Origin of the sequence: Anaerostipes faecis, from assembly GCF_910574135.1 — a bacterium.
Classification (GTDB): domain Bacteria; phylum Bacillota; class Clostridia; order Lachnospirales; family Lachnospiraceae; genus Anaerostipes; species Anaerostipes hominis.
Genome location: NZ_CAJSYK010000005.1, coordinates 99,614 through 126,466, shown reverse-complemented (window position 1 = coordinate 126,466; position 26,853 = coordinate 99,614). Strand labels below are relative to the sequence as shown.

Annotated in this window: 23 protein-coding genes and 1 pseudogene; 5 read left to right on the top strand and 19 right to left on the bottom strand. The window is 41.4% G+C overall.

What is annotated here, in order from left to right:
* Window positions 1-17: 17 nt before the first annotated feature.
* From acrC to QGT46_RS05430, 4 genes are read left to right on the top strand one after another with little or no spacing between them, the layout of a single operon-like run.
* Window positions 18-1,172 carry an acryloyl-CoA reductase gene (gene acrC / locus QGT46_RS05445; protein ID WP_148459389.1) on the top strand — a complete coding sequence of 385 codons (1,155 nt, stop codon included), beginning with the start codon at window positions 18-20 and terminating at the stop codon, window positions 1,170-1,172.
* Window positions 1,173-1,185: 13 nt separating this feature from the next.
* On the top strand, window positions 1,186-1,977 hold the full coding sequence (locus QGT46_RS05440; RefSeq protein ID WP_024729179.1) for an electron transfer flavoprotein subunit beta/FixA family protein: 792 nt from the start codon (window positions 1,186-1,188) through the stop codon (window positions 1,975-1,977).
* Window positions 1,978-1,989: 12 nt separating this feature from the next.
* Entirely contained in the window at window positions 1,990-3,027 is a 1,038-nt protein-coding gene (locus QGT46_RS05435) for an electron transfer flavoprotein subunit alpha/FixB family protein (protein WP_024729178.1), read from the top strand.
* On the top strand, window positions 3,024-4,163 hold the full coding sequence (locus tag QGT46_RS05430) for an acyl-CoA dehydrogenase family protein (RefSeq protein WP_148459390.1): 1,140 nt from the start codon (window positions 3,024-3,026) through the stop codon (window positions 4,161-4,163). Before QGT46_RS05435 ends, QGT46_RS05430 begins: the two co-directional genes overlap by 4 nt.
* A 105-nt stretch (window positions 4,164-4,268) precedes the next feature.
* Here the strand turns inward: QGT46_RS05430 and QGT46_RS05425 are convergent.
* Window positions 4,269-4,470 (bottom strand): annotated as a pseudogene (locus QGT46_RS05425) (site-specific integrase); the annotation flags it as partial.
* 27 nt (window positions 4,471-4,497) lie between these two features.
* Window positions 4,498-7,983 (bottom strand): bacterial Ig-like domain-containing protein, encoded by a 3,486-nt coding sequence (locus QGT46_RS05420; RefSeq protein ID WP_301589872.1) that lies wholly within the window; start codon window positions 7,981-7,983, stop codon window positions 4,498-4,500.
* Window positions 7,984-8,225: 242 nt separating this feature from the next.
* On the opposite strand from QGT46_RS05420, the gene QGT46_RS05415 reads away from it, so the two are divergent.
* Window positions 8,226-9,095: a MerR family transcriptional regulator gene (locus tag QGT46_RS05415; RefSeq protein ID WP_301589870.1), complete on the top strand. Its 870-nt coding sequence runs from the start codon at window positions 8,226-8,228 to the stop codon at window positions 9,093-9,095.
* 3 nt (window positions 9,096-9,098) lie between these two features.
* Here QGT46_RS05415 and QGT46_RS05410 read toward each other — a convergent pair whose 3' ends face one another.
* The 17 genes from QGT46_RS05410 to tuf form a co-directional block, all read right to left on the bottom strand.
* Complete coding sequence (locus tag QGT46_RS05410) at window positions 9,099-9,977, bottom strand: MerR family transcriptional regulator (protein ID WP_024729170.1); 879 nt, start codon at window positions 9,975-9,977, stop codon at window positions 9,099-9,101.
* Window positions 9,978-10,093: 116 nt separating this feature from the next.
* A complete protein-coding gene (locus tag QGT46_RS05405; protein WP_024729169.1) occupies window positions 10,094-11,353 on the bottom strand; it encodes a Zn-dependent hydrolase in 1,260 nt (419 codons plus the stop codon).
* Window positions 11,354-11,365: 12 nt separating this feature from the next.
* Window positions 11,366-11,806 carry a threonine/serine exporter family protein gene (locus QGT46_RS05400; RefSeq protein ID WP_148459393.1) on the bottom strand — a complete coding sequence of 147 codons (441 nt, stop codon included), beginning with the start codon at window positions 11,804-11,806 and terminating at the stop codon, window positions 11,366-11,368.
* Window positions 11,807-11,907: 101 nt separating this feature from the next.
* Window positions 11,908-12,672 (bottom strand): threonine/serine ThrE exporter family protein, encoded by a 765-nt coding sequence (locus QGT46_RS05395; RefSeq protein WP_024729167.1) that lies wholly within the window; start codon window positions 12,670-12,672, stop codon window positions 11,908-11,910.
* Window positions 12,673-12,687: 15 nt separating this feature from the next.
* Window positions 12,688-14,070: a dihydropyrimidinase gene (gene hydA / locus QGT46_RS05390; protein ID WP_148459394.1), complete on the bottom strand. Its 1,383-nt coding sequence runs from the start codon at window positions 14,068-14,070 to the stop codon at window positions 12,688-12,690.
* 28 nt (window positions 14,071-14,098) lie between these two features.
* A complete protein-coding gene (gene preA / locus QGT46_RS05385) occupies window positions 14,099-15,355 on the bottom strand; it encodes an NAD-dependent dihydropyrimidine dehydrogenase subunit PreA (RefSeq protein WP_024729166.1) in 1,257 nt (418 codons plus the stop codon).
* A 16-nt stretch (window positions 15,356-15,371) separates the two neighbouring features.
* The gene (locus QGT46_RS05380; protein ID WP_024729165.1) at window positions 15,372-16,580 is read right to left on the bottom strand and encodes an FAD-dependent oxidoreductase; all 1,209 of its coding nucleotides are present in this window, start codon (window positions 16,578-16,580) and stop codon (window positions 15,372-15,374) included.
* Window positions 16,581-16,659: 79 nt separating this feature from the next.
* Window positions 16,660-17,112, bottom strand: a complete 453-nt coding sequence (locus QGT46_RS05375; protein WP_024729164.1) for a DUF1097 domain-containing protein — start codon at window positions 17,110-17,112, stop codon at window positions 16,660-16,662.
* Between the two features lie 507 nt (window positions 17,113-17,619).
* A complete protein-coding gene (locus QGT46_RS05370; RefSeq protein ID WP_024729163.1) occupies window positions 17,620-18,207 on the bottom strand; it encodes a Pr6Pr family membrane protein in 588 nt (195 codons plus the stop codon).
* A gap of 366 nt (window positions 18,208-18,573) precedes the next feature.
* Window positions 18,574-19,467, bottom strand: a complete 894-nt coding sequence (locus tag QGT46_RS05365; RefSeq protein ID WP_148459395.1) for an ROK family protein — start codon at window positions 19,465-19,467, stop codon at window positions 18,574-18,576.
* Between the two features lie 9 nt (window positions 19,468-19,476).
* The gene (locus QGT46_RS05360; protein ID WP_024729161.1) at window positions 19,477-20,346 is read right to left on the bottom strand and encodes a ketose-bisphosphate aldolase; all 870 of its coding nucleotides are present in this window, start codon (window positions 20,344-20,346) and stop codon (window positions 19,477-19,479) included.
* Between the two features lie 22 nt (window positions 20,347-20,368).
* Window positions 20,369-21,223 carry a class II fructose-bisphosphate aldolase gene (locus QGT46_RS05355; protein WP_148459396.1) on the bottom strand — a complete coding sequence of 285 codons (855 nt, stop codon included), beginning with the start codon at window positions 21,221-21,223 and terminating at the stop codon, window positions 20,369-20,371.
* Window positions 21,224-21,251: 28 nt separating this feature from the next.
* A complete protein-coding gene (locus QGT46_RS05350) occupies window positions 21,252-22,340 on the bottom strand; it encodes a PTS fructose transporter subunit IIC (RefSeq protein WP_024729159.1) in 1,089 nt (362 codons plus the stop codon).
* An 18-nt stretch (window positions 22,341-22,358) separates the two neighbouring features.
* Window positions 22,359-22,670 carry a PTS fructose transporter subunit IIB gene (locus tag QGT46_RS05345; protein ID WP_024729158.1) on the bottom strand — a complete coding sequence of 104 codons (312 nt, stop codon included), beginning with the start codon at window positions 22,668-22,670 and terminating at the stop codon, window positions 22,359-22,361.
* A 256-nt stretch (window positions 22,671-22,926) separates the two neighbouring features.
* A complete protein-coding gene (locus tag QGT46_RS05340; protein WP_024729157.1) occupies window positions 22,927-23,373 on the bottom strand; it encodes a PTS sugar transporter subunit IIA in 447 nt (148 codons plus the stop codon).
* A 15-nt stretch (window positions 23,374-23,388) separates the two neighbouring features.
* Window positions 23,389-25,356 (bottom strand): BglG family transcription antiterminator, encoded by a 1,968-nt coding sequence (locus tag QGT46_RS05335; RefSeq protein WP_148459397.1) that lies wholly within the window; start codon window positions 25,354-25,356, stop codon window positions 23,389-23,391.
* A 284-nt stretch (window positions 25,357-25,640) separates the two neighbouring features.
* Window positions 25,641-26,834, bottom strand: a complete 1,194-nt coding sequence (gene tuf, locus QGT46_RS05330; RefSeq protein WP_006568224.1) for an elongation factor Tu — start codon at window positions 26,832-26,834, stop codon at window positions 25,641-25,643.
* Window positions 26,835-26,853 lie beyond the last annotated feature (19 nt).

Here is a 26,853-nt window from a genome sequence, read left to right as displayed (position 1 = left end):
GAGAGCGGGAGGTAAAAATGGATTTTAAACTGACAGACGGACAGGAAATGCTGAAAAAGACAGTCCGTGAATTTGCTGAAAAAGTGGTAGGGCCCCGGGCCGAAGATGTGGATCAGACCGGGATCTTTCCGAGAGATACATTTGAGCAGATGGCAAGGCTCGGTCTTACTGGAATCGGGACTCCGGAAAAATACGGCGGAAGCGGAGGCAATGACATTGATAAGGTGATCACAGTCACAGAACTTGCAAAAAAATGTGCAGCCACGGCAGGTATTCTGTCTATTCACACCATCTTTGCTTCTGTACTTTTAAAGTTCGGCAGTGAGGAACAAAAGAAAAAATATTTACCGGAAGTGACATCCGGCGGACACCTTGCAGCTTTTGCGCTGACAGAACCCAATGCCGGCTCCGATGCCGCTGCGGTAAGGACAACGGCTGTTTTTGATGAGGAAACTGGAGAATATGTCTTAAATGGTACAAAATGCTTTATTTCCGGCGGAGGCCAGGCAAAATATCTTCTTATTTTTGCTCTGACCGACCCATCCAAAGGAGTCAAAGGATTATCTTGTATTTTAGTAGAAAAGGGAACACCAGGATTCTCTGTCGGTAAGATTGAGAACAAAATGGGAATCCACGGTTCAGAAACCGCAGAATTAATCTTTGACCAGTGCCGTGTTCCAAAAGAAAATCTTGTAGGCAAAGAAGGCGCCGGATTCAAGATGGCCATGAATGCTCTGGACGGCGCCAGAATCGGTGTTGCAGCACAGGCGCTGGGAATCGCAGAAGGTGCGCTTGATGAGAGTGTCAAGTATATGAACGAGAGGGTTCAGTTCGGAAACCCGATCAAAGCTCTTCAGGGTCTTCAGTGGTATATTGCAGATATGGCCACAAAAACCGAGTGTGCAAAATGGATGATCTACTATGCCGCTTATTTAAAAAGCACTGGCCAGCCACACACAAAAGAAGCTGCCATCGCAAAATTAAACGCTTCTGAAAATGCAAGATTTGTTACGAATCTTGCCCTTCAGATCCATGGCGGCTATGGCTATATGAAAGACTATCCTTTAGAACGCATGTACAGAGACGCCAAAATCACTGAAATCTATGAAGGTACTTCTGAGATCCACAAGGTCGTGATCTCAAGAGCCGTTTTAAATTCTAACGGAAAGTAATGGGAGGGAAAGCATGAAGATCATTGTATGCGTAAAGCAGGTTCCGGATACCAACGAAGTCCGGATCAACCAGGAGACCGGGACACTGATCCGGGAAGGAGTCCCAAGCATTATCAATCCGGATGATAAAAATGCATTGGAGGCTGCCTTTGTCCTGAAAGAAGAAACAGGAGCCGAAGTTTCCGTCGTAAGTATGGGACCTCCTCAGGCTGCAGATGCATTAAAAGAAGCGATTGCAATGGGAGCAGACCATGCATATCTGGTGAGCGATCGGGCATTCGGAGGATCTGACACATGGGCTACTGCCACAATCCTTGCGGCAGCCATTGAAAAAATCGGAGATTATGACCTGATCCTATGCGGAAGACAGGCCATTGACGGTGATACCGCACAGGTAGGACCTGAAATCGCTGAATTTCTTGGCATTCCACAGATCACCTATGCAAAACATATCGAGTGCGATGGAGACGCTCTGAATGTAACAAGATTTACGGAAACAGGAGACTATAAGATCCGCACTAAACTGCCGGTACTCCTGACTGCCATCAAGGAACTGAACGAGCCAAGATTCCCGACCGTACAGGGAATTTTCAGAGCTTATGACGGAGATGTAGAAATCAAGATGTTAGGTCTTTCTGATCTGGATGTAGATCAGACTCAGATCGGACTAAAAGGTTCTCCCACCAATGTTTACCGTTCCTTTGTCCCTGTTAAATCGAAACAAAGTGAGATCATCGAAGGAAGAACGGATTCAGACAAAGCGGAAACCCTCATTGAGAAGCTTCTGCAGGCAAATTTGATTTAAGGAGGACAGAAAATGGAACGAGCAAAAGTAAACCAGGGAATCGACCTGAGTGCATATGAAGATGTCTGGGTCCTTGGAGAACAACGGGAAGGGAACATACAGCCCGTTACGATCGAACTGATGGGAGAAGGCCGCAAGCTGGCCGATCAGCTTAAGAAAAAACTTGCTGTTGTAATACCAGGTTACAAAATTGAATCAGAAGTTGAAAAGCTTCTTCACTATGGCGCTGATGTCGTTTACTATATGTCACATCCGCTCCTTGCAAGCTTTTCAACCGACGGCTATACTTCCGCTTTTGTACAGCTGATCCAGGAAAAGAAACCCGAGATTGTTCTGGTAGGCGCAACCTCAATCGGCCGCGATATCGGACCAAGGATTGCTGCCCGGCTTGGAACAGGGCTTACCGCAGACTGTACAAAACTTGAGATTGACGCAGAAGACGGAAAAATTCTTCAGACAAGGCCTGCATTCGGAGGGAACCTTATGGCCACCATTGTCTGCCCAAAGAACCGGCCGCAGATGTCTACGGTAAGACCCGGCGTCATGGAGAAAGCCATCCATCAGGAAACGGCTGCCGGAACAATGGAAACTTTTATTCCGGATCTCTCAGAAAATGATATCAGAGCAAAGCTTGTAGAAATTATTAAAAAAGAAAAGAAACAGGTCAATCTGACAGACGCGCGGATCATCGTATCCGGAGGCCGGGGATTGAAATCCGCAGAGGGATTCCATTTGATTCAAGAGTTAGCTGATGTCCTCGGTGCGGAAGTTGGATCTTCCAGAGCTTGTGTAGAGGCTGGATGGATCGATGCTTCCCATCAGGTAGGACAGACAGGAACCACGGTACGTCCGGATATTTATATCGCCTGTGGTATCTCAGGCGCAATCCAGCATCTGGCAGGAATGAATGAATCAAAATATATTGTTGCAATTAATAAAGACCCAGAAGCGCCGATCTTCGGCATCTGTGATTATGGGATTGTAGGAGATTTAAATGATGTGATTCCGGCAATGATTGCCAAGCTCACACAGAAAGAGGTTTCAATATGAATTTTCAATTAACCGACCAGCAGTTATCCATTCAGAATATTACAAGACAACTGGCTCAGACTGAATTGCTTCCAACTGTATTAAAAGATGATGAAGAAGGGAAATTCCCTGAAAAGGCTTATGCAAAAATGGGACAGATGGGCCTGATCGGTCTTCCATTTCCAAAAGAATACGGCGGACAGGGAGCCGACTATCTCTCTTATGTATTAGCTGTAGAAGAAATCTCCAAAGTAAACTCTTCCGTAGGAATTGCTTATTCTGTATGTACTTCCCTCTTCTCCGGCGGTCTGATCAACTCTGCCAGCGAAGAGCTCAAAAAGAAATATCTTCCGGATGTCCTGTCCGGTAAAAAGATGGGTGCTTTCTGTCTTACTGAGCCGGAAGCAGGTTCTGACGCTGCCGGATGTAAGACAACCGCTCTCTGGGACGGCGAAGCTTATGTTCTGAACGGTCTGAAATGTTTTATCACAAACGGACCTCTGGCTGACTACTTCCTTGTATTTGCCCTGACAGATCCGGAAAAGAAAACAAAAGGATTATCTGCTTTTGTCGTAGAAAAAGCTATGCCGGGAGTTTCTGTCGGCACGATCGAAAACAAATGTGGGATCAGAAGTGCTCAGGTTTCAGAGATTATCTTTGAAAATGTAAGAGTTCCAAAAGAAAATATGGTAGGTGAGGAAGGCAGGGGATTTGCTGTTGCCATGAAAGACTTGGACGGCGGAAGAATCGGTGTTGCTGCCCAGGGTCTTGGAATTGCAAAGGGCGCTTATGACATCGCTCTCCAGTACCTGAAAGACCGCCAGCAGTTTGGAAAACCACTGTTTAAAAATCAGTATTTGGCGTTTAAAATGGCGGAACTCTCTGTACAGATTGAACAGGCACAGTATATGCTTTATAAAGCTGCTATGGATAAACAGGAAGGACGCAGTTACTCTATCTCTGCGGCTAAAGCAAAAATGGTATGTACCGATGCGGCTATGCAGGTTTCACAGGAAGCCGTACAGATGCTCGGAGGCAACGGTTACATGAAAGAATACCATGTAGAGCGCATGATGAGAGATGCCAAGATCACACAGATCTATGAAGGCACCAATGAAATTCAGAAGCTTGTGATCAGCGGCAGTTTGTTCCGCTGAATCAGAGAAATAAGAGTCAAAGGCCCGGCTGTCTGCCGGGCCTTATATCTGGTAACTTTTCAAATGCCCGAATAACCTTATTTTACATGCTATTCGGGCATTTTGTGCAAGTTTCGTACAGAATGTGCTGCGTAGCGAATACGGTGTGATGTGTGGCAATGCTATCTCATGGTGTTTGTTTAATCTCTGGGCGCTTCTTGATAACTCTCTGGAACGCCTGTATCGTTTCCTCACTCAATGGAACCTGTCTTACACCTCTTTTTGTCTTAGGCGTTTCAATAGAATAGCCTTGTTCTTTGCTCTTGATTTGTGATGACCATAGCAGTAAGCTCTATTATTTTACCTTGCCTTTTTTTACTTTGCTGTAAGCTCCATAATACTTGGTTTTTCCGACTTTCTTATATGCTCTGACCTTTACCTCGTATTCTTTCTTACGGCTTAGCTTTGACAATGTTTTAGAGGCAGTTTTATTTGATACTGTCGCATAACTCCATTTGCCTGTTCCTTTTTTTCTAAATGCAATTTGATAACCGCTTGCACCTGTTACTTTCTTATACTTGATACTCAATTTCGCATTTGCAGAGCTTTTGATTCTGGTTACCGTCACTTTTTTGGGCACAATATAGAAATATAAAATTTTACTGCCTGTATATTTTCCTATACCGATTATTTTGATTGTCGCTCTACCGGTATTCTTATTGGCACTATAGCTTATCTTAAAATCTCTTCCGTTCTTTAATGCGGCTTTGCCTTGTTTTATACTGGGTACAGGTTTTATAGCTTTTCCTGTATAGGTATAGCTTTTTGAGGAAAGAGCAATCTTACAGGAACTGATCGGCTTTGCTTTTACCGTAAGCTTATATACCGCTGAAGCGGCATTGTAATTTTTTTCATCTGCAATCTTCGCAGTAATCGTCGTTTCTCCTGCACCTTGTATGCTTACTAATCCATTGGAATCCACATTCGCAACCCGTGCATTGGATGAACGATAGATGATTTTTACGCCTTTGCTATTTGTGAGTGGATTTGTAAATCTTCCATCTGTTGCAAACTTTGTTAAAGAGACTGCCGCATAATTTAAAGGAGCATTGGCTTTCCTGATCTTAAAGGTTTTGGTAAGCGAACCTTTATATTTTCCCATACCCTGAATCGTTAGGGAAGCTGTTCCGGCATTCACATTGTTTGCATAGCGGATGGTGTAATCACTTCCCTGCACCAATATCGTATTACCATGTTTGATCGTTACACTGGGTTTTACTTCTTTCTTCGTATATACTGCATCAGGAATAGATGAGATAGTAAGTGTATTCACATGAATTTTATCAGCTTCATTGTAATCAGAAACTGTATAGGCAAATGTACTTGTTTTTCCATTGTATTCTACGGTTGCCAAATATGAACCAACTGCATTTGTTGTTAAGTTTTTTACCGTATATGCACCCGGTTCTATTTCGCGTGTTCCTTTTGTATAATGTGCAACCACACGCAATCCTGTGGTATCTAGCCTTTCTTTCAGCATATACGATGTCTTATCAGGCGAAGTTAAGCCAATAGACAATAGTTCATCTGCTGTTTTCTTTGCCTTTACTTTAACACTGGAAGTTGCGTTTCCATACAATACATACCCAACATATAAGCGATTGTTGGATGATGTTAAGCTTGGCATGGATGCTGACATATCAACATCCAATCCTTCTTGAAGATACGTATCCTGATCTCTATTGTACTGGTACACCTTCATTTTGCCGTTTCCATCTGCGGATGTCGCCAGGAGATAAAGATTCCCCTGCGCCGCTGACATTACCAGATCATAGCAAGGAATAGCTGCACGATTTCCCTTTTTCCATACTGCACCATCAAAAACATTCATTTTTATTGCGCTTTGTTCTCCCAAAACAAGATAAATCTTGTTTTCCAATGAGATCATATCATACGTATTGGCACTGAAAGATCCATCACTGACCTTTGTAAACGTTTTGTTGGAAGAATATTTATAAACACCAATTACACTTCCTTTTGCATTTCTTATAGAAGTATATATATCGCTCTGTATGAAGGAAAGCTTCGGCTGTCCTCCCATATATGCATCGTATGTGCCATAGGAACCTAATTCCTTTATAGAGTTGTTCTCCAATTTCAATAATTTCGCTTGTGTGTTCCCGGCATATACAAGATATAATGTTCCATTCATGCTTTTCATATCAAAGGATGAACCAACATTCGCACAGCTTGTGACATCTGTCCATGTCTTTTTGGAGATATCAAATGCTTTTATAATCAGCGTTTGCGATGCATTGATGTAGCCAAGATACAGCTGATTATTATGCGCAACCAGTTTTACATCAGAAGCAACCATGGATGAAGAATCGCGAAATGTTGAACCCATCTGCGACCACTGAGTTTCATCATTGCGATACAGTGTATAGCTGTTCTTCACATTTGCAACTAGGTATTGCTGATTGTTATAAGAAGTCATCGCAATGTTTTTTTGATCATATTCGCTCTGATGAAGTGCAATATTTGTATTTTCCCATACATCAAAATCTGAAGCTTTTGGAATGGATACGTCCAATGTCATTTGATCGCCTGCTGCACTGGACACATTACTGATTACAATACCGGAATTTGTACCATCGGAAAATGTCAATGCGCCATCTTCCAATGTTTTACTCAAATCGCGAAAACCGATTGCTGTTCTGCCGCTTTCCTTTGATAAATAGGCCTGTTGAACTGTTTGAATGGGAGATGTTTCTACATACCCTTTTTGACCACGCTGAGGTCGAAATACATAGATACCGGTCTGTCCATGATAATTGCTTAACTGTTCTACCTTCGTATTGATACGATAAACAAGAATTCCCGACCCCCCGATTTTAGAATCCAGAGAATCTCTGTCATTTACGGCATACTCTGCTTTTTTCCTGAATTCCACTACAAAAAATTCATGATCGTTTAACGGTGATTGTAAAATATATGCCTGATTTCCATCTTTGTTGCTTTGTAAATTCAATGTCAAAAACTGACTTTCCGTAATGGTTTCAATATCCATCCAGTTAGAAAAATACATCCTTGTATATGCCAAAGGATATTGCAGATAACTGGAATTTGATCCCATAATATCCCATGTAAAAACAGGATAGCTTCGATCGTTTGTGTACAGATCCGGATATCCTAAGGAGTGCAAAAATTCGTGAGCAACCACACCGGATTCTGCTGGTAAGCTTCCCTCCATCAAGCCATAGGTATTTAATACATTATAGGTTCCAATTCTTTTATTACTCCATCGATCTGTCCCTGGATAGTTGCTTTTATGAGGATGCATGGTCGGAATAGCAGCACCTTTTGCATCCACATCAAGTTTTCCGTTGATAATTACTGTCAGATTATCAATGCTTCCATCATGATCATAATCCACAATCTTATCCTCTATACCTGGTATATGTTCGATTAGTTCTTTGATTATTTGCGTATCAATATTTTTGGTTTGTGCCTCTTTTTCACTCATCGATAAGCCATACGATTCAATAACACCGTTTTTGTACTGAGGAAATATATTGTATACTTGAAATTTATCATAGGATATGGTTTTCATATAATTGGTAAACGATCGTCCATGATCACCCTCATAAATATCCATAATTCGGTTTGTGTTATCTCTAAAATATTGTGCATCTTCCTCTGGCGCATCAGAAAAATGTGCAAATAAAACAACATTTGCAAACTCCTGTACTCCACTATCAGATACTTTCCCTTCTATCGGTTGCTGTATCCCGCATATGGATACAAGCAAAGCAAAGATTATTGTAACTTTTTTAAGCATTGTTTTCTCACCCCTTTCCATTTCAATTTTATTTCTTAAAATAACATTTATTTTGTTAATTAAGACATTCTGTTGTTTGGCTATTTTTATTCTGTTATAGATATTATACCATATTTTTATCTCTGTACAATTTTCACAATTCCATTCCAGACCTTACGCATTTCATACCCTTCGGGCTTGGCGCGCTTTGCGCGATGAGGTATAATATTTTTAAAGGTTGAAATTTGTGGAGGGACAAAATTTTGGACAGGAATCATTACTATTCTATCGGGGAAGTGGCAGCCACCTGCAATACTTCTATTAAAACGCTTCGTTACTATGATGAGATCAAGCTGGTAGTTCCGGAGGTCCGGAAAGAAGACAGCAAATACCGCTATTACAGCAAAGATCAGATGGTAACCATCTCCATCATCCGGAAACTGCGCATGCTCGGTTTTTCGATTAAGGAAATTAAAGAAATTGTTTCTGCAAACCAGGTCCGGAACCTGGAACAGAAAATTGAAGACAAACTGGTATGTATAAAAAAGGAAATTGAAACTCTAAATCAGAAATACTTTGAGGGGGAACAGTTTTTACAGAGATTAAAAGAAGGAGCCCAGATCCTTCATCTTTACGATGATGATCTGAAAAAGATCCAGGCAGGTGAGATGGACGCGATCACGGTCAAAAAAGTACCTGAAGTGAATCTTTATCATTCCCGCAGAATCATGCAGTCTTATCACAATGACGAGGTCTCCCTTGAGCGGTGGGTAGAGATCAACGATGAAGTCTCAAGGCACGGGCTTAAGGTATGCGGCCCGATCACGGTTACCTATTACACGGATCTGCTGGACCAGTTTCTCTCTAAAGACTGTGATATTGAGTTCGGCATTCAGGTAGAAGAAAGCGGTTCCAAACATGTCCGAAAGTTCGGCGGCTTTCTGGCAGCTACCGCTTTTCATGTTGGACCGTACAGCGATGTTATCAAATCCCACATCAAAATCATTCAGTGGATCAATCAAAATCATTACAAGGTTGCAGGTCCGGTTTCAGAAGAATTTATCATTTCCCCTGTGGACCTGCGAAATGAAAATGAACATGTTACTAAAATCATCATCCCTGTCACAAAGTAATTTTCAGGAATCCTTTTCTACGGGTATGATGATCTTGGTAACCCTTCTGGTTTCATCATTCACATCCAGAGGTGAAAGGATGAACTCTTCGGTAGCCGGCCCAACCGTTTTATAGTTATGTTTTTTGATCCACTTGATGAGATGTATGTAGGTGCTTGAAATTTCTTCATAGTTTCCGATATGAATGACTGTGGCAGCCAGCATCCCTCCAAAAGGCCGTATATGTTCAGCGGGCTTTGATTCCTCTACCTGGACGGCAAATTCGATCTCAGAGTCCTGGGACAGAAATTTATTCAGTATATTACTGTCATAAAAAGTGACATATACTGGCCCTGTGATTTTACAGTTCATTGTCTTTGCTTTATCCGTGATTCCAAGCCACCGTTCAAGGGAAATCTCAGAATAATCATAATCTTTCATGATACGGCGATCATATAAGAGATTGATCTCCGGGATAAATTCTACGGAAATCTTCATCTCGTCAGAACAGCTGTCAGACAGTTCTTCCAATATATCAATTCCACTCTGTATTTTTTTAAGAAAATAGCAGTATTCCGTATAACGGTTGATACTGTCTTCGATCTCCTGCTTCATAGACTGCAGCTTTTTCAGCATATTCTTTTCTAACGCCTTGGCTTCATTTTCAGAGACGATCTCTTTGATCTCCTTCAGTGAAAACCCCATTTGTTTCAAATTCTTAATGATGACGACGGTAATGATCTGCCCCTTTGAATAAAGGCGGTAATGGGTTTCCTCGTTTCTGCGGTCCGGAGTAAACAGGCCGATCTCGTCATAATATCTCAATGTCTTCTGCGGAATATCGCAGATCGCCGAAAGTTCCCCTATGCTGTAATAAGGCTTGTCGATAAAAATAAGAAACACCTCCCTCAGTACATTTTAAATGCCAATGCTATTATACCAGAATATAGCGGCAAAAAGAACGCTGAAATCCACAGCGTTCTTTTTGCTTATTTTAACGTAAAGGAAAACGATGTTACCTACTTGCCGGCATCACATTTGAGAACTGCATTCAGGAGTACAGATGCTCCCTGAGTACACTGTTCCGGGGATGTATATTCCGGTTCACAGTGAGAATGTCCGTCCTTTGACGGAACAAATACCATAGTGGTGGGCATCATATATGCCGCAAACTGTGCATCATGTCCTGCTCCGGAATTGATTTTCTGGTTGGAGTAGCCAAGTTCATCAACTGCTTCCTGTACATAACCAACCAGTTCTTTGTCATAGTAAACCGTGTCTCTTGTCCATGCTACTTCGTAGTCTACTTTACATTTTACTACTTCCTTCGGCATAGACTTGATGACATTGACAACCTGTTCAATCACTTCTGGTTTCTCATGTCTTGCATCGATAGAGAATTCTACATAATCAGGAATAACGGTATGTACATTCGGATGACAGTAGATTTCTCCGGTTGTATAAACTAATTCAGGGTCCAGCTTATCCAATTCATCATGGAGATACTGGAGAACCTTTGCCGCCCCATATAACGCATCCTGGCGGTATTGCATCGGTGTGGTTCCGGCATGGTCTGACTGTCCGTAAACCTTGATCTTGTAGTTGATCATTCCTAGAACACAGGTAACGACACCAATGTCTTTATTAGCTGCCTCTAAGATCGGGCCCTGTTCAATATGCAGCTCAAACATTGCCATATAATCCTTGTTGTTCAGGCGGTTTTCTCTTGCTCCTTTATAACCGGATGCCTCTAACGCCTCGCCGAATGTTTTTTCCGGTTCGAGAACTGATTTAGACGCCAGCATATTTTCATGGAGGAAATTTTTCTTAATATCATCCGGGAGATAATCGTTGCAGATAACCCCGGAAGACATCATAGCCGGCGGATATAAAGAACCTTCCTCGTTCGTCCAGATCATTGCCGTGATGTTGTGTTTATGAGGGATCTCCTGATCCGCAATCGTCTCGAGAACTTCCATCGCTCCCATGACTCCCAAAATGCCGTCATAGTTTCCGCCGTTCTTTACTGAATCACAGTGGGAAGCCATAACGATGTTCGGAAGATCAGGCTCAGAACCTTTGAGAGTTGCATAGACATTTGCCATATCATCTGTTTTGATCTCTGCTCCGATGGCTTCCATTCGTTTTACGAATTCTCCTCTTGCCTGTAAAGCTTCCGGTGAAAGAGAGTATCTTGTGATGCCTCCGTGTCCGGCATCTCCAAATTTACTCATTGTTGTAATCTTATCCGCCATCCGGCCTAAATCACATGTATACATAAATGAACCTCCTTATTTTTTGTTGAACCAATAGTTTTTAAAAATGTTCCAGCACACAGCTGCCACGATCGTTCCAAAGGCTATAGAAGCGCCCGTGATAAACGCTTCGAGCCGGTACTGTGCAAACTGTTCCCAGTCGGCTTTAAATGCATTCTGCATCATCATAAACAATGCTGCCCCCGGAATGAGGGGGATCATGCCGACTGCAAGATATAATGTCGCGGGTACCTTTGTCCTGACTGCCAAAAATTCTGCATAAATTCCTAAAAATAATGCCGCTGCAAAATATTGTTTTCCGTACTGTGGGACTATAAATCCTGCCGCAAGATATACACACCACGCAAGACATCCTCCTAATGAAGTATAAAATATCTCTTTCCCATGCAGATTAAATAAAAATGCAAAGCCAAGGGCCCCAAAAAATGCTGCGGCGATTTGATTTAATTCACTCATCTCAAACTCCTCTCAACTTCATCTTGCAGCATCCTGCGAAAGTTTTTCAGCACTATTGGAGGAGTGCATTTTAAAGCAGGACGGAGATAGTGCTGAAAAATTCACAGCCAGCTGACCGCTGCAAAGCCCAGGGCAATCGAAAGGCTTAGCAGGACCGCTTCTCCAAAACGGGTCAGGCCGGATAAAAAATTATCGGATATCATCTCCCGGATACAGTTCGTGAACATAAGCCCCGGAATCAGGATCATCACATTGCCGATACTGATCTTATCAGAGGAACAGCCAATGCCTGTACGCGCCGCCATGACTGCCAGCGCCGCTGCTGCCAGCGAACACAGACATGAGACCAGAAACCGGTTCATCTTCATGTTTTTCAAAGGGATTTCCACAGCCTTGATCATGACTCCTATGGCCGCAGAAATCACAGCATCCAGCAGTGTCCCTCCGAAAAACAGGGTAAAAGCAGATGATATCAATGCATAAATGAGCATGCCCTGCCGGTTGGTATACCTGGGCAGTTCATGGATTTGTTTCAGATCCCTTCTAACCTCATCCATGTCCGGAAGGTTCTCACACACATTCCGGGACAGGTTGTTCAGATATTTCAGCTCCTGAAGGTTAAATGCTGAACCATGGATTCTCCTGGACTGGGTTATGATACCGAAATTCTTGGAGGAAATAGTGGCAACAATTGTATACGTAATAGAAAACACCTCAGTCCGTTCAGATCCATAAGCCGTGCAGATTCTAAGGATGGAATCTTCCACGCGGCTGATCTCTGCACCGGAGATCAGCATACGTGCGCCGATCTCCAATGCATTTTCAAGCATCTGTTCCGCTTCTTTTCTAGTCACTGCCTTGCCCATGGTACCCTCTCTTTTTTATTTCAGTTTTCTGGGGCTCCGTTTCACAAACCTGCCCATTCCGGGAGTTCCCTTAAACTCTCCGTCTGCATACACTACATTTCCGCGGAGGAATGTGCGAACCGGATATCCGTGAAGTTTCTTACCTTCCCAGATCGTGTGGTCACAATCTGAATGCATTGTATCAACACTGATCGTGAAATCTTTATCCTTGTCGTAAATAACAATATCTGCGTCCTTGCCGACTGCAATCGAACCTTTCTGGTCACATCCGAAAATCTTCGCAGGGTTCGTGGAGCAAAGCTCTACTGCCCTTGAAAAAGATATTTTTCCGGAGTTTGCCGCATCCAGCATATATGGATATAAGTTCTCTATTCCTGAGCATCCGTTCGGGATCTTGGTGAAATCATCCCTGCCCCAGTCTTTCTCATAGCTCTGGAACGGGCAGTGATCCGTTGCCACCGTATCAATGGAACCGTTCTTTATCGCTTTCCACAGTGCATCCTGGCTTTCCTGGTCTTTGATCGGAGGGGAGCATACAAAGTTGCGTCCGTCCTCTCTCTTATAAACGTCACAGGTGAATTCCAGGTACTGCGGACAAGTCTCCACGAATACCGGTGCCCCTTCTTCTTTTGCCTGAATACAGGCTTCAAGGCCTTCCTTATCCGCCATATGCACCAGATACAGCGGCGCATCCAAATGCCTTGACCAGTGCACAGCTCTTTTGTCTGCCTCAGCCTCCACAAATTCCGGCCGGCTCATGTAATGATACCAGGCACTCGTCTTGCCTTCTTTTAAGAACTGCTCTGTATACATATCAATCAGATCCGGATTCTCAGCATGGACATTGATCATGGCTCCCAGTTCCTTCGCGCGCAGCATCAGCTTTGCAAGAGTTCCGTCGCTTACCATCCATCCCTCTTTTTTATACACCAGGAAGCATTTAAAGCTTGTGATTCCCTCTTTTACGACCTCTTCCATCTCCTCAATGATCGCTCCGTCAGAAAGATCAGTGATACAGCAGTGGGAAGCAAAGTCCACACATGCTTCTTTCTCCAGAACAGCTTTTTTCTCTGCAATGACTCCGCGGATTGTTTCTCCGGTATGCTGAACCGGATAATCAAAGACCGTTGTGACTCCTCCGCAGGCAGCGGCCCTGGTTCCTGAAAGATAGCTGTCTGAAGAAATCGTACCGCCGAATGGCATTGCCAGGTGAGTGTGTACGTCCAGTGCTCCCGGAAGTACCAGCTTTCCTGCAGCATCAAACACTTCATCTGCATCTGCTTCTATATTTTCTGCAATGGCTGCGATCTTTCCGTCCTTCACACCTAAATCCGCAGAAAACATATCAGAAGCTGTCACAACAGTACCATTCTTGATCACTAAGTCGAATTTTTTCATATGATTGTCCCCCAATCTGACTTATGCTTTACTCATACATGGTTTTTATTTTCACTTCATGGTCTTTAACTCCCGGCTTCATCTCAACCTTTCCAGGGGTAATGCAGTCCATAACCGGACAGACATTCAGGCATAAATGGCATCCGACGCACTTATCTTCATTGAGAACCGGCTTCCTCTCTTTTTCATCCCATGTAATGGCCTGATGTCCGCCGTCAAAGCAGGATACATAGCATCTTCCGCATCCCACACACTTATCCTTATTGAAATCCGGATAGAGGATGAAAGTACGGTCGATGTCATCAGCAGGTACGATGTTCGGCAGAGCCACGCCTACCAGATCAGACAATTTATCAATTCCATGGTCTTCCATGAAATGGGACAGACCGCTGATCATGTCTTCTACAATACGGTATCCATACTGCATAACGGCCGTTGTCACCTGGAGATTGGAAGATCCCACAAGAATGAAATCCAATGCGTCCTTCCATGTCTCAATACCTCCGATTCCTGTGATCGGGACATCTTTTAATTCCGGATGCTGTTTCATCTGTGTGATAAAACGCAGCGCGATCGGTTTTACTGCCGCTCCTGAATAGCCGGAGATGGATGATTTACCATTGACTACCGGCATTGCAGTCATATTTTCAACATCAATATTTGTGATGGCTTTTACTGTGTTGATGGCAGCGATTCCCTTAGCTCCGCCCTCCATGGCAGCAATCGCAGGAATCTCCATGTTTCCGATATTCGGGGTCATCTTTGCAATTACCGGAAGATGGGTAGCACCGGAAACAACCTCACAGTATCTGCGCACAAGATCCGGATTCTGTCCTACATCGGACCCCATGGCAGAAGAAGTCATCTGAGGGCAGGAAAAGTTACACTCAATCATATCGACTCCGGCCTCTGTTACTTTCTTTGCAAGGATCTCCCATTCTTCTTCATTGCTTCCCATAATGCTGGCAACAATGACTTTTGTCGGGTAATCCTGTTTCAGCCTTCTCATGTATTCCAGATTGTCTTCCAGAGGTTTATCTGAAATCATTTCCATGTTTTTAAATCCGGTCCACGGTGTTCCTTCCTTTGAGGTAATATCAAAACGCGGAGAACACTCATTTGGTATAAAAATACCGATGGTCTTATAGTAAACTCCTGCCCATCCTGCCTCCAGCGCTTTGGCACACATTTCATAGTTGCTTCCCACCGGAGAGGATGAGAGGAAAAATGGGTTTTCACATTTGACTCCTAAAAAATCGATTGATAAATCTTTCTTTACGGACATATTCAATGCCTCCTTTCTATTTGTTAAAATAGTCTGCAATCTTTTCTGCGGCCTCTTTGCCTTCAGCGACAGCTTCTACTACGGTTTTTCCGCCGTTTACCATGTCTCCGCCTGTGAAGACGTTATCGCCGTCTGCAATGCCTGCTACATCATCTCCGACCACCTGTCCGATCGCCAGCACAACCTGATCGGTTTTCATGGTCAGTCCGGATTCCCCGTCACGTCCTTCAAATCTCATTGCGGTGACATGTCCGTTTTCTCCGACGATCTCTGCAGGTGCAAATTCCTGAATGATCGGGATACCCATACTTTGTACGAAGCTGACTTCATCCATATCTGCCGGAGCTTCTTCAATGGTTCTGCGGTAAACGATAGTCGCTTTCGCTCCCAGCTGTTTTGCAGTTGTGACACAGTCCATAGCCACATCACCGCCTCCGATGACGATTACATTTTCTCCAAGTAACAGCTGATCTGTATTTGTCTTAGCTTCCCTCAAAAAGTCAATGGCAGTTACCACACCTTCCAGATCTTTGCCCGGTATATCCACCATCTTTGATTTCCAGAGACCTGCTCCTACGAATACTGCATCGTAATCACTTTTGAGTGCCTCAAGCTTTGCCGCATCTATGGATTCATTAAATTTAAATTCTACCCCAAGTTTTTCAATAGTCTGAATATCAAAATCAACTACTTCCTGAGGAAGTCTGGTTGGAATAATACCATATGTAAGGACACCGCCTGCTTTATCCTGAGCCTCATAGACAGTCACAGAATATCCTTCCAGAGCCAGCTGTCTTGCACAGGAAAGAGAGGCCGGTCCCGCACCTACACAGGCGATCTTTTCTTTCTTTGGCTCTGCCGCTTTTAAAAATTCCATATTCTGTTTTTTCTCTTCTTCTACGAGGAAACGCTGGATCTTTCCAATCTCGATCGGCTTATCAATACCGGTCCGGCTGCACGCCTGTTCACACATTTTTCCGTATGGACAGACCTGGGCGCAGCATCCTGCCAGCGGGTTATTCTCGCGGACCGTCTCTGCTGCTCCTTTAATATTGCGGAAACGGAGAGAACGAATGAACTTTCCGGGATCTGTTCCTGCCGGGCATCCTTTGCTGCAAGGTGAATCATGGCAGAGAAGACATCTGGATGCTTCTTCCATTGCAGTTCTCAAGTTAAAGCCCTTTTCCATTTCTTCTCCATACTCTTTTTTTGTAATTTTACTCATGGTTGTTTCACACTCCTTTTATATGATCAATTTCATGGTTTTCCATCTGAGACTGGGACGTTCAGACGTTCAGCCGGCACTATTCTTTTCCGAATTTCTTAAAAAGGAATCTTCCGGAATAGTCGCAGGACACTCCGAGAATATTGCCTAACAGAAGACAGATTAAGAGCATCTTCCAATCTCCGCCGCTGGCGAATGCAGAAAAGCCTCCCATAAACGTATTGGGCACCATAGACAGAACATCAATGTGGGACTGGAATACGATCAGCCAGGAAAAGAATCCCGTTACGACTGCTCCAAATATGATCGTGTTGTTGATGCCGCCGGACAGGATGATCAGCATTCCCCACAGCAGCCCTGTGTAGTTGCTGCACATCGATTTGATAAACCCTGTCTTCCCGCATCCGGCAGAAAAATACGACGTGCATCCGACGAATCCTATCCAAGTGGCGAGCCCGAGGGCAGAGCCGACTCCCTGCCAGAGACAGCAGAAAATTCCGGTACCGATGGCATTGGCCATTATTACACTCATAGTTGCTCCTTTCTTATTGCGTTTCTGTTATTTGTTAAGTTCATTGTATCGGATACACGATGTGGAGAGTAAAGAGATAATTTTTTAGTTTTCCTTAAGATTAGTTAATGCAAACTTTTATAAACTACCAGTAAATAATTGTTTGTATTTTAAAAAAAAAGAAATTTTAGTTTTATTTTTAACAAACTGCCACCCGTTAACAAAAAAATTGCATAAAAATATTAAAAATACAACCAATATCATAGATAAAATAACAAAAAAAACCTTCCTGCAACAGGAAGGTTTTTTAAATTTATTATGTATGTCCCAGATGTACAAATGAAAGTTTGCGTTTTTCTTTGATTACCCGTTCTCCGTCAGTAAAACTACTGTCGAACATTTTGTCTGTACGATTTTTAAATAACAGAGAGGGAAACGGCGACCGTTTGAAAAAAATAACATGGATCACCGCCCCTGTATAATCCATGCCAATCAGCGGGATACTGAAATGTCAGCATCCCCGAACTCTCAAAACCAATATTTCTTCCTATTCTTGAATATTATCCTGTTCAGACAAAACATGGCACAGCCCATCATCACCACGGCGGCAGAAAGGATTAGCACAAAGGAAACACAGTAGACATAACCGTGTTCTTTTATATTCAGAAAAAAATAGATATAATCCCCCGTAGCTTTTCCATATGCCACCGCAAAGATGAGATAGAGAAGCGGAACGATCATGACGCTTAGGACCTGACTGCTTTTTTGTACACGGTTCATGTCGCAGAACAGGAAATAGTAAAGTATCATGAAAACAGGGTTGAGCATATGCAGAAAAAGAAACATGCCGTTAAATTTAAATTCGTTTGTGAATGCCGTGCAGACCATCATGACCAGGAATAACAACATCATACAATCGAGATACAGGATCTGTGGAACTTTCCTTCCTGAAAGTCTGCAGAGAACAGTATCAAACAAGAAAATACCAACGGAAAAGTTGCTGAGAAAGGTCAGTTCATGCATGTATCCCAGCCTTCCCCAATAACAGTATAAAGCAGTGCAAATAAATAATATGGACAGTCCCAGTGTCACTGGCTGCCTGAATCTCCTGTTCATACCTGTTCCTCCCTGGAGTCTGATTCTGCTCTTAAACTATATTCACTCCTGCACCCGATGATTACCGTAAAGGGCCAGGAAATAAACTCTGGCAGCAATTTGCGGCAATAGTTTTGATCTATCCTTCTTTCGATTTTAAAACTTCCCTTCCTTATCAGTCATCAGCAGTGCATATACAACCGGTACGCTCTAGTGTCAAGAGGGTGCCAATGTAAATACCAGCGTTACTGCTATTGCCATAAATAAAACCTCCAAACTGAAGAGTGTTATCTTACATCAGTTTGAAGGTTTATACAAACTTTGGGATAGTCCCATCAAAATTTCTCAGGTCTTTTCATGATAATATAGCTAACAGTTATATTGGTTTTATTTCTTTGACTGAAATACAAGGCATGCTGCTCCAATCAATCCACAGTCTTCTCCTAACACTGCGGGTACTACATGGACATTATCTTTTAAGGCATCGTATACTTTCTCTTTCACTCGTTCCTCAATTTCTTCAACAAATGTAGGAACTTTTAATGCTACGCTGCCACCCAGCACAAAAATATCCGGGTCCAGAACACCATATAGAATTCCAAGGAAACTAGACAGATATTCATAGGCATCTTCTATGATATCCGCTGCTGTCTGATTACCTTCCTGTGCCATCTGGTAAACCTCTCCAGCATGAGCTGCCCTAAGTCCCGCATCATTTGCCCTCTTGGTAATAGCTGTTCCGCTGGCAATGGATTCGATGGAACCTTTCTTTAAATTCCCCTGGAATGGACCGTTTTTCCACAAAATAGAATTGGCAACTTCCTGTGCAAATCCCTTTGCTCCTCGGAAAATATTTTGATTTACACAAAAACCTGCCCCAATTCCTGTGGAAATCGTCAGAAACTGCACATAACCTTTTCCTTTTCCTGCTCCGATTGCTGCCTCAGCCAAGCACGCCAAATTTCCATCATTCTCCAAATACACAGACAGTCCTGTTTTTACTTCCAGACATTTGGTCAGTTCAAAATAATGCCATCCCGGAAGATTCGGAGGAGTCAGTACAACCCCATTGATTAAATCCAACGGTCCCGGACAGGAAATACCGATTCCCTCCACTGGATATCCAAATCCGTCAATAACTGTTTTTATGTCATTCAGAGTTGTTTCTGGTTCCTCCTCATTGGTCGGAAATTGTCTGCGTTCTATGATTTTATAATTTTCATCAATTAAGGCTACCCTTGTATTTGTTCCGCCTACATCAATTCCAACTGCATATTTCATACGCTTTTCCTATTGGTAGTAATATTTTACTTTATCTGCAGAGTCAAATAAATTAATCTTATCTCCAATGACTGCTTTACAAGCTTCGATTGGTTCTGGATAGATTTCCAGAGGTTCTCTGTATTCTGGATGAGCATTCAATACTTCTCTGCATTTTTCATAAAATGCGACCTTAATATCACTGGAAATATTAATTTTAGAAATTCCAATTTTTACTGCTTTTGCAATTTCCTCATCTTTATTGCTGGAGCCGCCATGTAATACTAATGGGATATCCAAAGTATCTTTTAATGTCTGTAAGATGTCCAGACGTAATTCTGGTTTCATATCGCTTGGATAAATTCCATGTGCAGTTCCGATTGCAACAGCTAATGTATCAATTCCAGTCTTCTCTACGAAATCTTTTGCCTGATCCGGATCTGTATAAATGATTCCTGTTGTTCCGCCTTCAATGGAGTTTCCTGTTGTTCCGATGGTTCCTAATTCACTTTCCACAGATACATTTGCTAAATGGGCAACTTCACAAACTTTCTGTGTAACTGCTACGTTTTCTTCATATGGAAGCTTGGATGCGTCAATCATTACAGAAGTAAATCCTGCCTGAATTGCTCTTACAACTGTTTCAAATTTGTCTCCATGATCCAGATGGATAACGACTGGTACATCTGTTTTGGATGCTTCATAAATCATAGCCTGAATTAAGCTGTTTTCTACAAAGTTAAATTCATCCGGTGACATTTCCAAAATAACAGGACTTTTCATTTCCTTGACTTTCTGCATCACAGCTTTCAATAACTGATCGCTTCCAATATTAAATGCTGGTACTGCAAATCTTTTTTCGTCTGCTACTTTTAACAGCTCTTTCATGTTCATTAACATAGTAAATATCTCCTTTAATCTCTTATAATGATTTTCCTTCTGATTTTGATAATTTGATGTATTTCTTTACCAGTTCCTGGCTGTCAATCTCCACCTGGTGCATCATGACCCAATAGTTAATATCTGGTTCCTTTTTTAAATGCTTTTTAATACTGTCAACGTTGGCATTCATAAAATCACAGCCTACGTTAATCTTATTAATGCCGTATTCGACGCATTTTTGGATATTCTCATCCCCAGATCCGCTGCCTCCATGAAGTACCAGAGGCATCTGTGTCTTTTCTTTGATTTCCTTTAATCTTTCAAAATCAAATTCCGGTACATAACCTTCTGGATAGTTTCCATGGGAACTTCCAAAAGAAATTGCTAATGCGTCAATTCCGGTTTCCTGTGCAAAGCGCAATGCTTCATCTGGATTTGTTTTCATATCATCATCTGTATAGTTATCCCCTTCACTTGCACCCATACATCCGATTTCCCCTTCGACACTGGCATCAAACTGTTTTGCGAACTCCACGATTTCTCTGGTCATTTTAATATTTCCTTCCAGATCATATCTGGAAGCGTCTACCATAACACTGGAATATCCATCTGCAAGTGCTTTCTTTAATAATCCAACTTCTTCTCCATGATCAAAGTTCAACGCCACCTCTATACTAGCTCTCTCGGCAAGTTTTTTTACAATCGGTGCAATCAAATCACTATCACAGTGATTTACCATATGTTCCTGCACAATGTTTACAATAATTGGTGCTCTTAATGACTGTGCTGCCTGAATCACCGCTCTGGCCGTTTCAATATTGAAACAATTAATCGCCATAACTGCATAATTACCTTCATTTGCTCTTTCAAGCATCCCCTTCATTGATACGTACATTTTACAATTTCCTTTCTAATCTGGTACCTTATGAAATGCTGATTCCTGATAAATCCATTTCCTCTTCTTTTTCATCTGCAACCGGCTCGTCAACTTCTGTTTTTTTCTTCTTAATTAAAACTAACAATACGCCCGTTACTGCAGTACCTGCCAGTAAAGCAATCAGTGCAGCGATTGGATTTGACATTGCTGGAATAACAAAGACTCCTCCAGACGGTACTTTACTTCCTACACCCAATGAAAAACTAATCGCTCCTGTAATTCCACAACCTGTTGCTGTACAAATCACTGTACGAATTAAATCGTTCATCGCAATTGGAATAACACCTTCAGAAATCATACATAATCCCATCGGAAATGCAATTTTGATATTTTCTACTTCCTGAGAAGAATAAATAGGTTTTTTCATAAATTTAGATAATACTAATGAGAATGTAACTCCCAGAGGAGGAACCATGGCTGCTAACACTTTGATTGCTTCAGGTTCTGTAATTCCTTCCAGAAGCAAACCATCACAAATCAGGTTTGGCACCTTACTGATTGGTCCACCAAAGTCAATACACCCTAATGCTCCGATAACAAAGCCGTATACTCCTTTAGAAGACTGGTCTAACCCTGTAATAAAGTTTGTTAATGCGTTTGTTGCCCATACAATTGGATTTCCAATAACAAAGAACATAATCAATCCGGCAATAATTGCAGATAATGTTGGTATAATCATCATTGGCATAAGAGCTTCTGCCCATTTTGGAACTTTCAAATTCTTTTTAATAAATAATGCAATATATCCAACCAGGTAACCACCGATCATACCACCTAAGAATCCAGCTCCCAAGAATGAAGCAATTTGTCCCATTAAGAAACCAGGTGCAATACCAGGGCGATCAGCAATAGAATAAGAAATATACCCTGCAATAAATGATGGTAATAATCCCATTCCTAAAACACCAAGAGAAGTCAATGCATTTGGAATTGTCATTTTTGATAATTCTGTTACATTTTCTCCACCCATTAAGTTACCAACTGCAATTAATAATCCTGATGCTACAACCAATGGCAGCATGTATGAAATAGCAGTCAACGCATGTTGTTTTAATTCTGCTCCTATTTTTTTCATAATCTCTCTTCTCCTTTGTTACTTTTTCAATTCATTTTCAATTTTCTGAATTAATTGCTTGGGTGCCTTCACACACACATTTGTAGGTACTTTAATTGTAGGTTTTCCTTCAAAGCGCTCTGTTCCAGTAATTGCAATATCCACTGCCAGAATTACAATGTCAGCTTCTTTCACCTCATCTGCTGTTAATTCATCTTCGATACCAATTGTACCCTGTGTCTCCACCTTAATGGTGTGTCCCATACTTTCAGCAGCACGAATTAATTTTTCTTTCGCAATGTACGTATGTGCAATACCTGATGTACATGCTGCAACTGCAACAATTTTCATAATTTAACATCTCCTTTCATAGTTCCTATTTGTTATTCCTTACACTAAAATAGTAGCATGGATATTCTTTCTGTGTTCATTGATTAAGGGCTTTTTAATGTGGCACTTTTTTTCTGTTTTTTTTATTTTTTTGTTTTTCCGGGCATTTTAATACGGTAATTTTTAAGCTGTAAATAGTTCATAAAAGAAAAACCACCGGGAATCCGATGATCTTTTTATGAATGTTTTAAGCATTGAATTTTAAATTTTCCCTAGATTAAAATACTGCTTTTATATCTTCCACTGTTTTTGCAGAAAGCAGCTGTTCAACAGCTTCATCATTTCCAAGATTTCTTGCTACTTCTGCCAACAGCTTTAAGTGTGTCTTCGCATTTTCATTGTCATTTCCTACTGCGAACAAAAAAATCAGTTTTACACCCTTTCCATCCAGTGTCTCCCACTCGATTTCATTTTCCATTTTTCCAATGGCAATTCCAACCTGTGTTACGGAATCACTTTTTCCATGAGGAATTGCTACATAATGTCCGATTCCTGTCTGCCCTTGAGATTCGCGAAGATAAATATCTTTCACATAGGATTCTACATCTGCAATATATCCTGCATTTTTCAGCTTTCCTGCCAGATTTGTAATAGCTTCTTTCTTATCTGCAGCTTTCATATTCAAGTCAATTACTCTTTCATCTAATACATCTTTTACATTCATAATAGTTCCTCCTCATCATTGAATTAAATATTTGTAAACTTCAATATTGGTTTCCATACTTTTTAACATGAGAATTTTTTCATCTGTATCAATTAATGAAACATATTCTTTGTAAAATAACTGAATTCTGTTAATTTCATCTTTGGTAATTAGCTTGAATCCAAGTAGAAATACTACTTCCACTGGCTCATCGTCCCACATCACTGGCTCATCCAGAATTGCTATTGCAACCTTGGATTCGTTAACTGCAGCAGGTGAACCATGGGGAAGACTGACACCGTTGCCTATCGTTGTTGTTGTCTTATTTTCCCTCTCCATTACCGTATCAAAAAATTCTTCTGTCACAACGCCCTTTTCTCTCATGGCATCTGACATAACTTTTAAGATTTCTTCCTTTGACTGAACCTTCATGTGTGTGAAAATCAGTTCTGGAGAAAACAGCAGACAACATTCTGGAGAAAAAGGATTCTCACTTACATTAGAGTTAATAGTGTCCAGATAATTTCTTAAAGCAAGAATACCATTTTCACTTAAAATATTAGGAATTACTACAATTCGTTTGTCTTTCACTTTTGTTTCTTTTGATGAGATGATAATATCAATATCATAATAATCATCCAATTTAAAATCATGGGTACTGACAATTTCCAGACTTCTAATTTCCGGAACAACCTTTTTAATTCTTTCTTTCATCAACTGCGCATGTCCCATATTGAAATTCGTCAGTAAGATTGCCTTGTACTGATGTATCTTCCGCTCAATTGCCGCCTGAATATACAAAACGATGTATCCGATTTCATCTTCGGTAATCTGTACATTGTAACACTCTTCAAACAGAATACTAATTGCCCAGCTTGCCCGAAATACGTTTTTATACTCTTTTTTAATAAAATCGATTAAATCATTGCTTTGCGGGGTTCCGTATCGCAGTCGGAAAATGGTCGGTCTCAAATGTACAATAAGGCTTTCTTTTACTTTCTGGTCCGATACTAAATCTACATTCATAATGTTTCCAATGACCGTCAGCAGCCGATCCACAAATTTCACCAGCTGATTGTCATATTTTTTTACTTGTTCCAGTGTAATTTCAATCTCTGAAATTCCTATAAATTTTGAACATAGAATCTGTATGGAAAGAAAAAGAATATCTTCCTGGGAAAAGCGTACATGGAATACTTCTTCCAATTTTTCAAAGATAGCTACAGTAAACGCATACTCATTATATTTTTGAAGAATTTCCAGTTCTTCCATATGATTTTCCATCATCAATGGATTGTCGAACTCTTTTCTCTGATATGCTATACAACAGTAAATAAGAATTTCATAAAATGATTCATCTGTAAATCGATAATCCCATTCGTTTTCTGCCTGTATGATACATTTTCGCACTGTTGATACATCAATGTTCGGAAAAAAATAATCCAGATTCTGATTAATTGTAGCCGAGGTACTTCGTTCCATCATCAGATTCCTCAATGCAATCCGATATTCATTTTCTCTGCTTAACAATCGATATCCGCGACTTCTTTCGTTTACCAGTTTGATGTTATAGTAACTAAGCCATTCTTCACATTCTTTCATTACCTTCAGCATTGTTGGAACACTTAAATATAGTTTCTCTGATAACTTCTGTGTAGTAATTGTCTGCCACGGTCGTAAATTAAATAAAACCTTTAAAGCTTCCGTAACTCGTTCTTTCGGATTATAAGATTCTAACTGAAGTTCTCCCGGCCGATCCAGATAGGCTTCCAATTTTTCTTTTTTTTCTTCTGATATCTCCAGCCAAATACCTACTCTTGGTTTTCTCTGAATAATTCCAAGATTATTTTGAGTTAAAAAATCATCCAGTTCATTAAGTTTATTTCTTACGGATTTTTCAGAGAGTCCGACTTCTTTTGCAATTTTCCCGGTCGCCATGATTTCGCCGTCCATGATACAACCTAAAATCTGTTTCATATAAAACTTCTCTTTCGAACGTTTCATTCTTCCTTCGTCTCCTCTCAGTCATTATGTAAGTTCTGTCTGCACCTCCTCCCTTATGATGATTTAAATTATAGCACGGTTCCTTTTACTTAGATTATCAATTACGGGCGTTTTAATATGGTACATTTTTTTATTTTTCCAGTAAATCCTCCAAAAAACAATAGATAAAATGTGGTAATTTTTAAATAAAAGAAATTCCGTGTATATAACAAAAACCGCTTGAGTGCAAAGCACTCAGCGGTTTCATTTTTTCATTTTAGCATGGTTTAATGCTAACGCGTATATTATTCGATGATTGTAGCAACACGTCCTGATCCAACTGTACGTCCACCTTCACGGATAGCGAAAGATAATCCCTGAGCCATAGCGATTGGGTGAATCAGTTCGATTGTCATTTCTACGTTGTCACCAGGCATGCACATTTCAACACCTTCCGGTAATTCAACAACACCTGTTACGTCGGTTGTTCTGAAGTAGAACTGAGGACGATATTTGTTGAAGAAAGGAGTATGACGTCCACCTTCGTCTTTTGTTAAAACGTATACCTGAGCTGTAAACTTAGTGTGGCATGTGATAGAACCTGGTTTACAAAGAACCTGTCCTCTTTCGATTTCTTCTCTCTGAACACCACGGAGAAGAGCACCGATGTTGTCACCAGCCTGAGCTTCGTCAAGAAGTTTACGGAACATTTCGATACCAGTTACAACAACTTTTCTTGTCTCTTCTTTGATACCAACGATTTCAACTTCTTCAGATACGTGAAGTACACCGCTTTCAACTCTACCTGTTGCAACAGTACCACGTCCTGTGATAGAGAATACATCCTCTACTGGCATAAGGAATGGTTTGTCTGTGTCACGCTGTGGGTCTGGAATCCAGCTGTCAACTGCAGCCATAAGTTCCATGATCTTATCTCCCCACTCGCTGTTAGGATCTTCAAGAGCTTTTAAAGCAGATCCCTGGATAACTGGAGTGTCATCACCTGGGAATTCGTACTCGCTTAATAACTCACGGATTTCCATTTCTACTAATTCTAATAACTCTTCATCGTCTACCATGTCACATTTATTCATGAATACTACGATGTAAGGTACGCCTACCTGACGGGAAAGAAGGATGTGCTCTTTTGTCTGAGCCATAACACCGTCAGTTGCAGCTACTACAAGGATAGCTCCGTCCATCTGAGCAGCACCAGTGATCATGTTCTTTACATAATCGGCATGGCCTGGGCAGTCAACGTGTGCGTAGTGACGGTTATCTGTTTCATATTCTACATGAGCTGTGGAGATAGTGATTCCACGTTCTCTTTCTTCCGGAGCTTTATCGATATTTTCGAAATCAACGGCTGCGTTTCCATCTACTCTGGCACTTAATGTCTTTGTGATAGCAGCTGTTAAAGTAGTTTTACCATGATCGACGTGACCAATGGTACCAATGTTGCAATGAGGTTTGGTTCTCTCAAACTTTTCTTTAGCCATTTTAAATGTCCTCCTTATT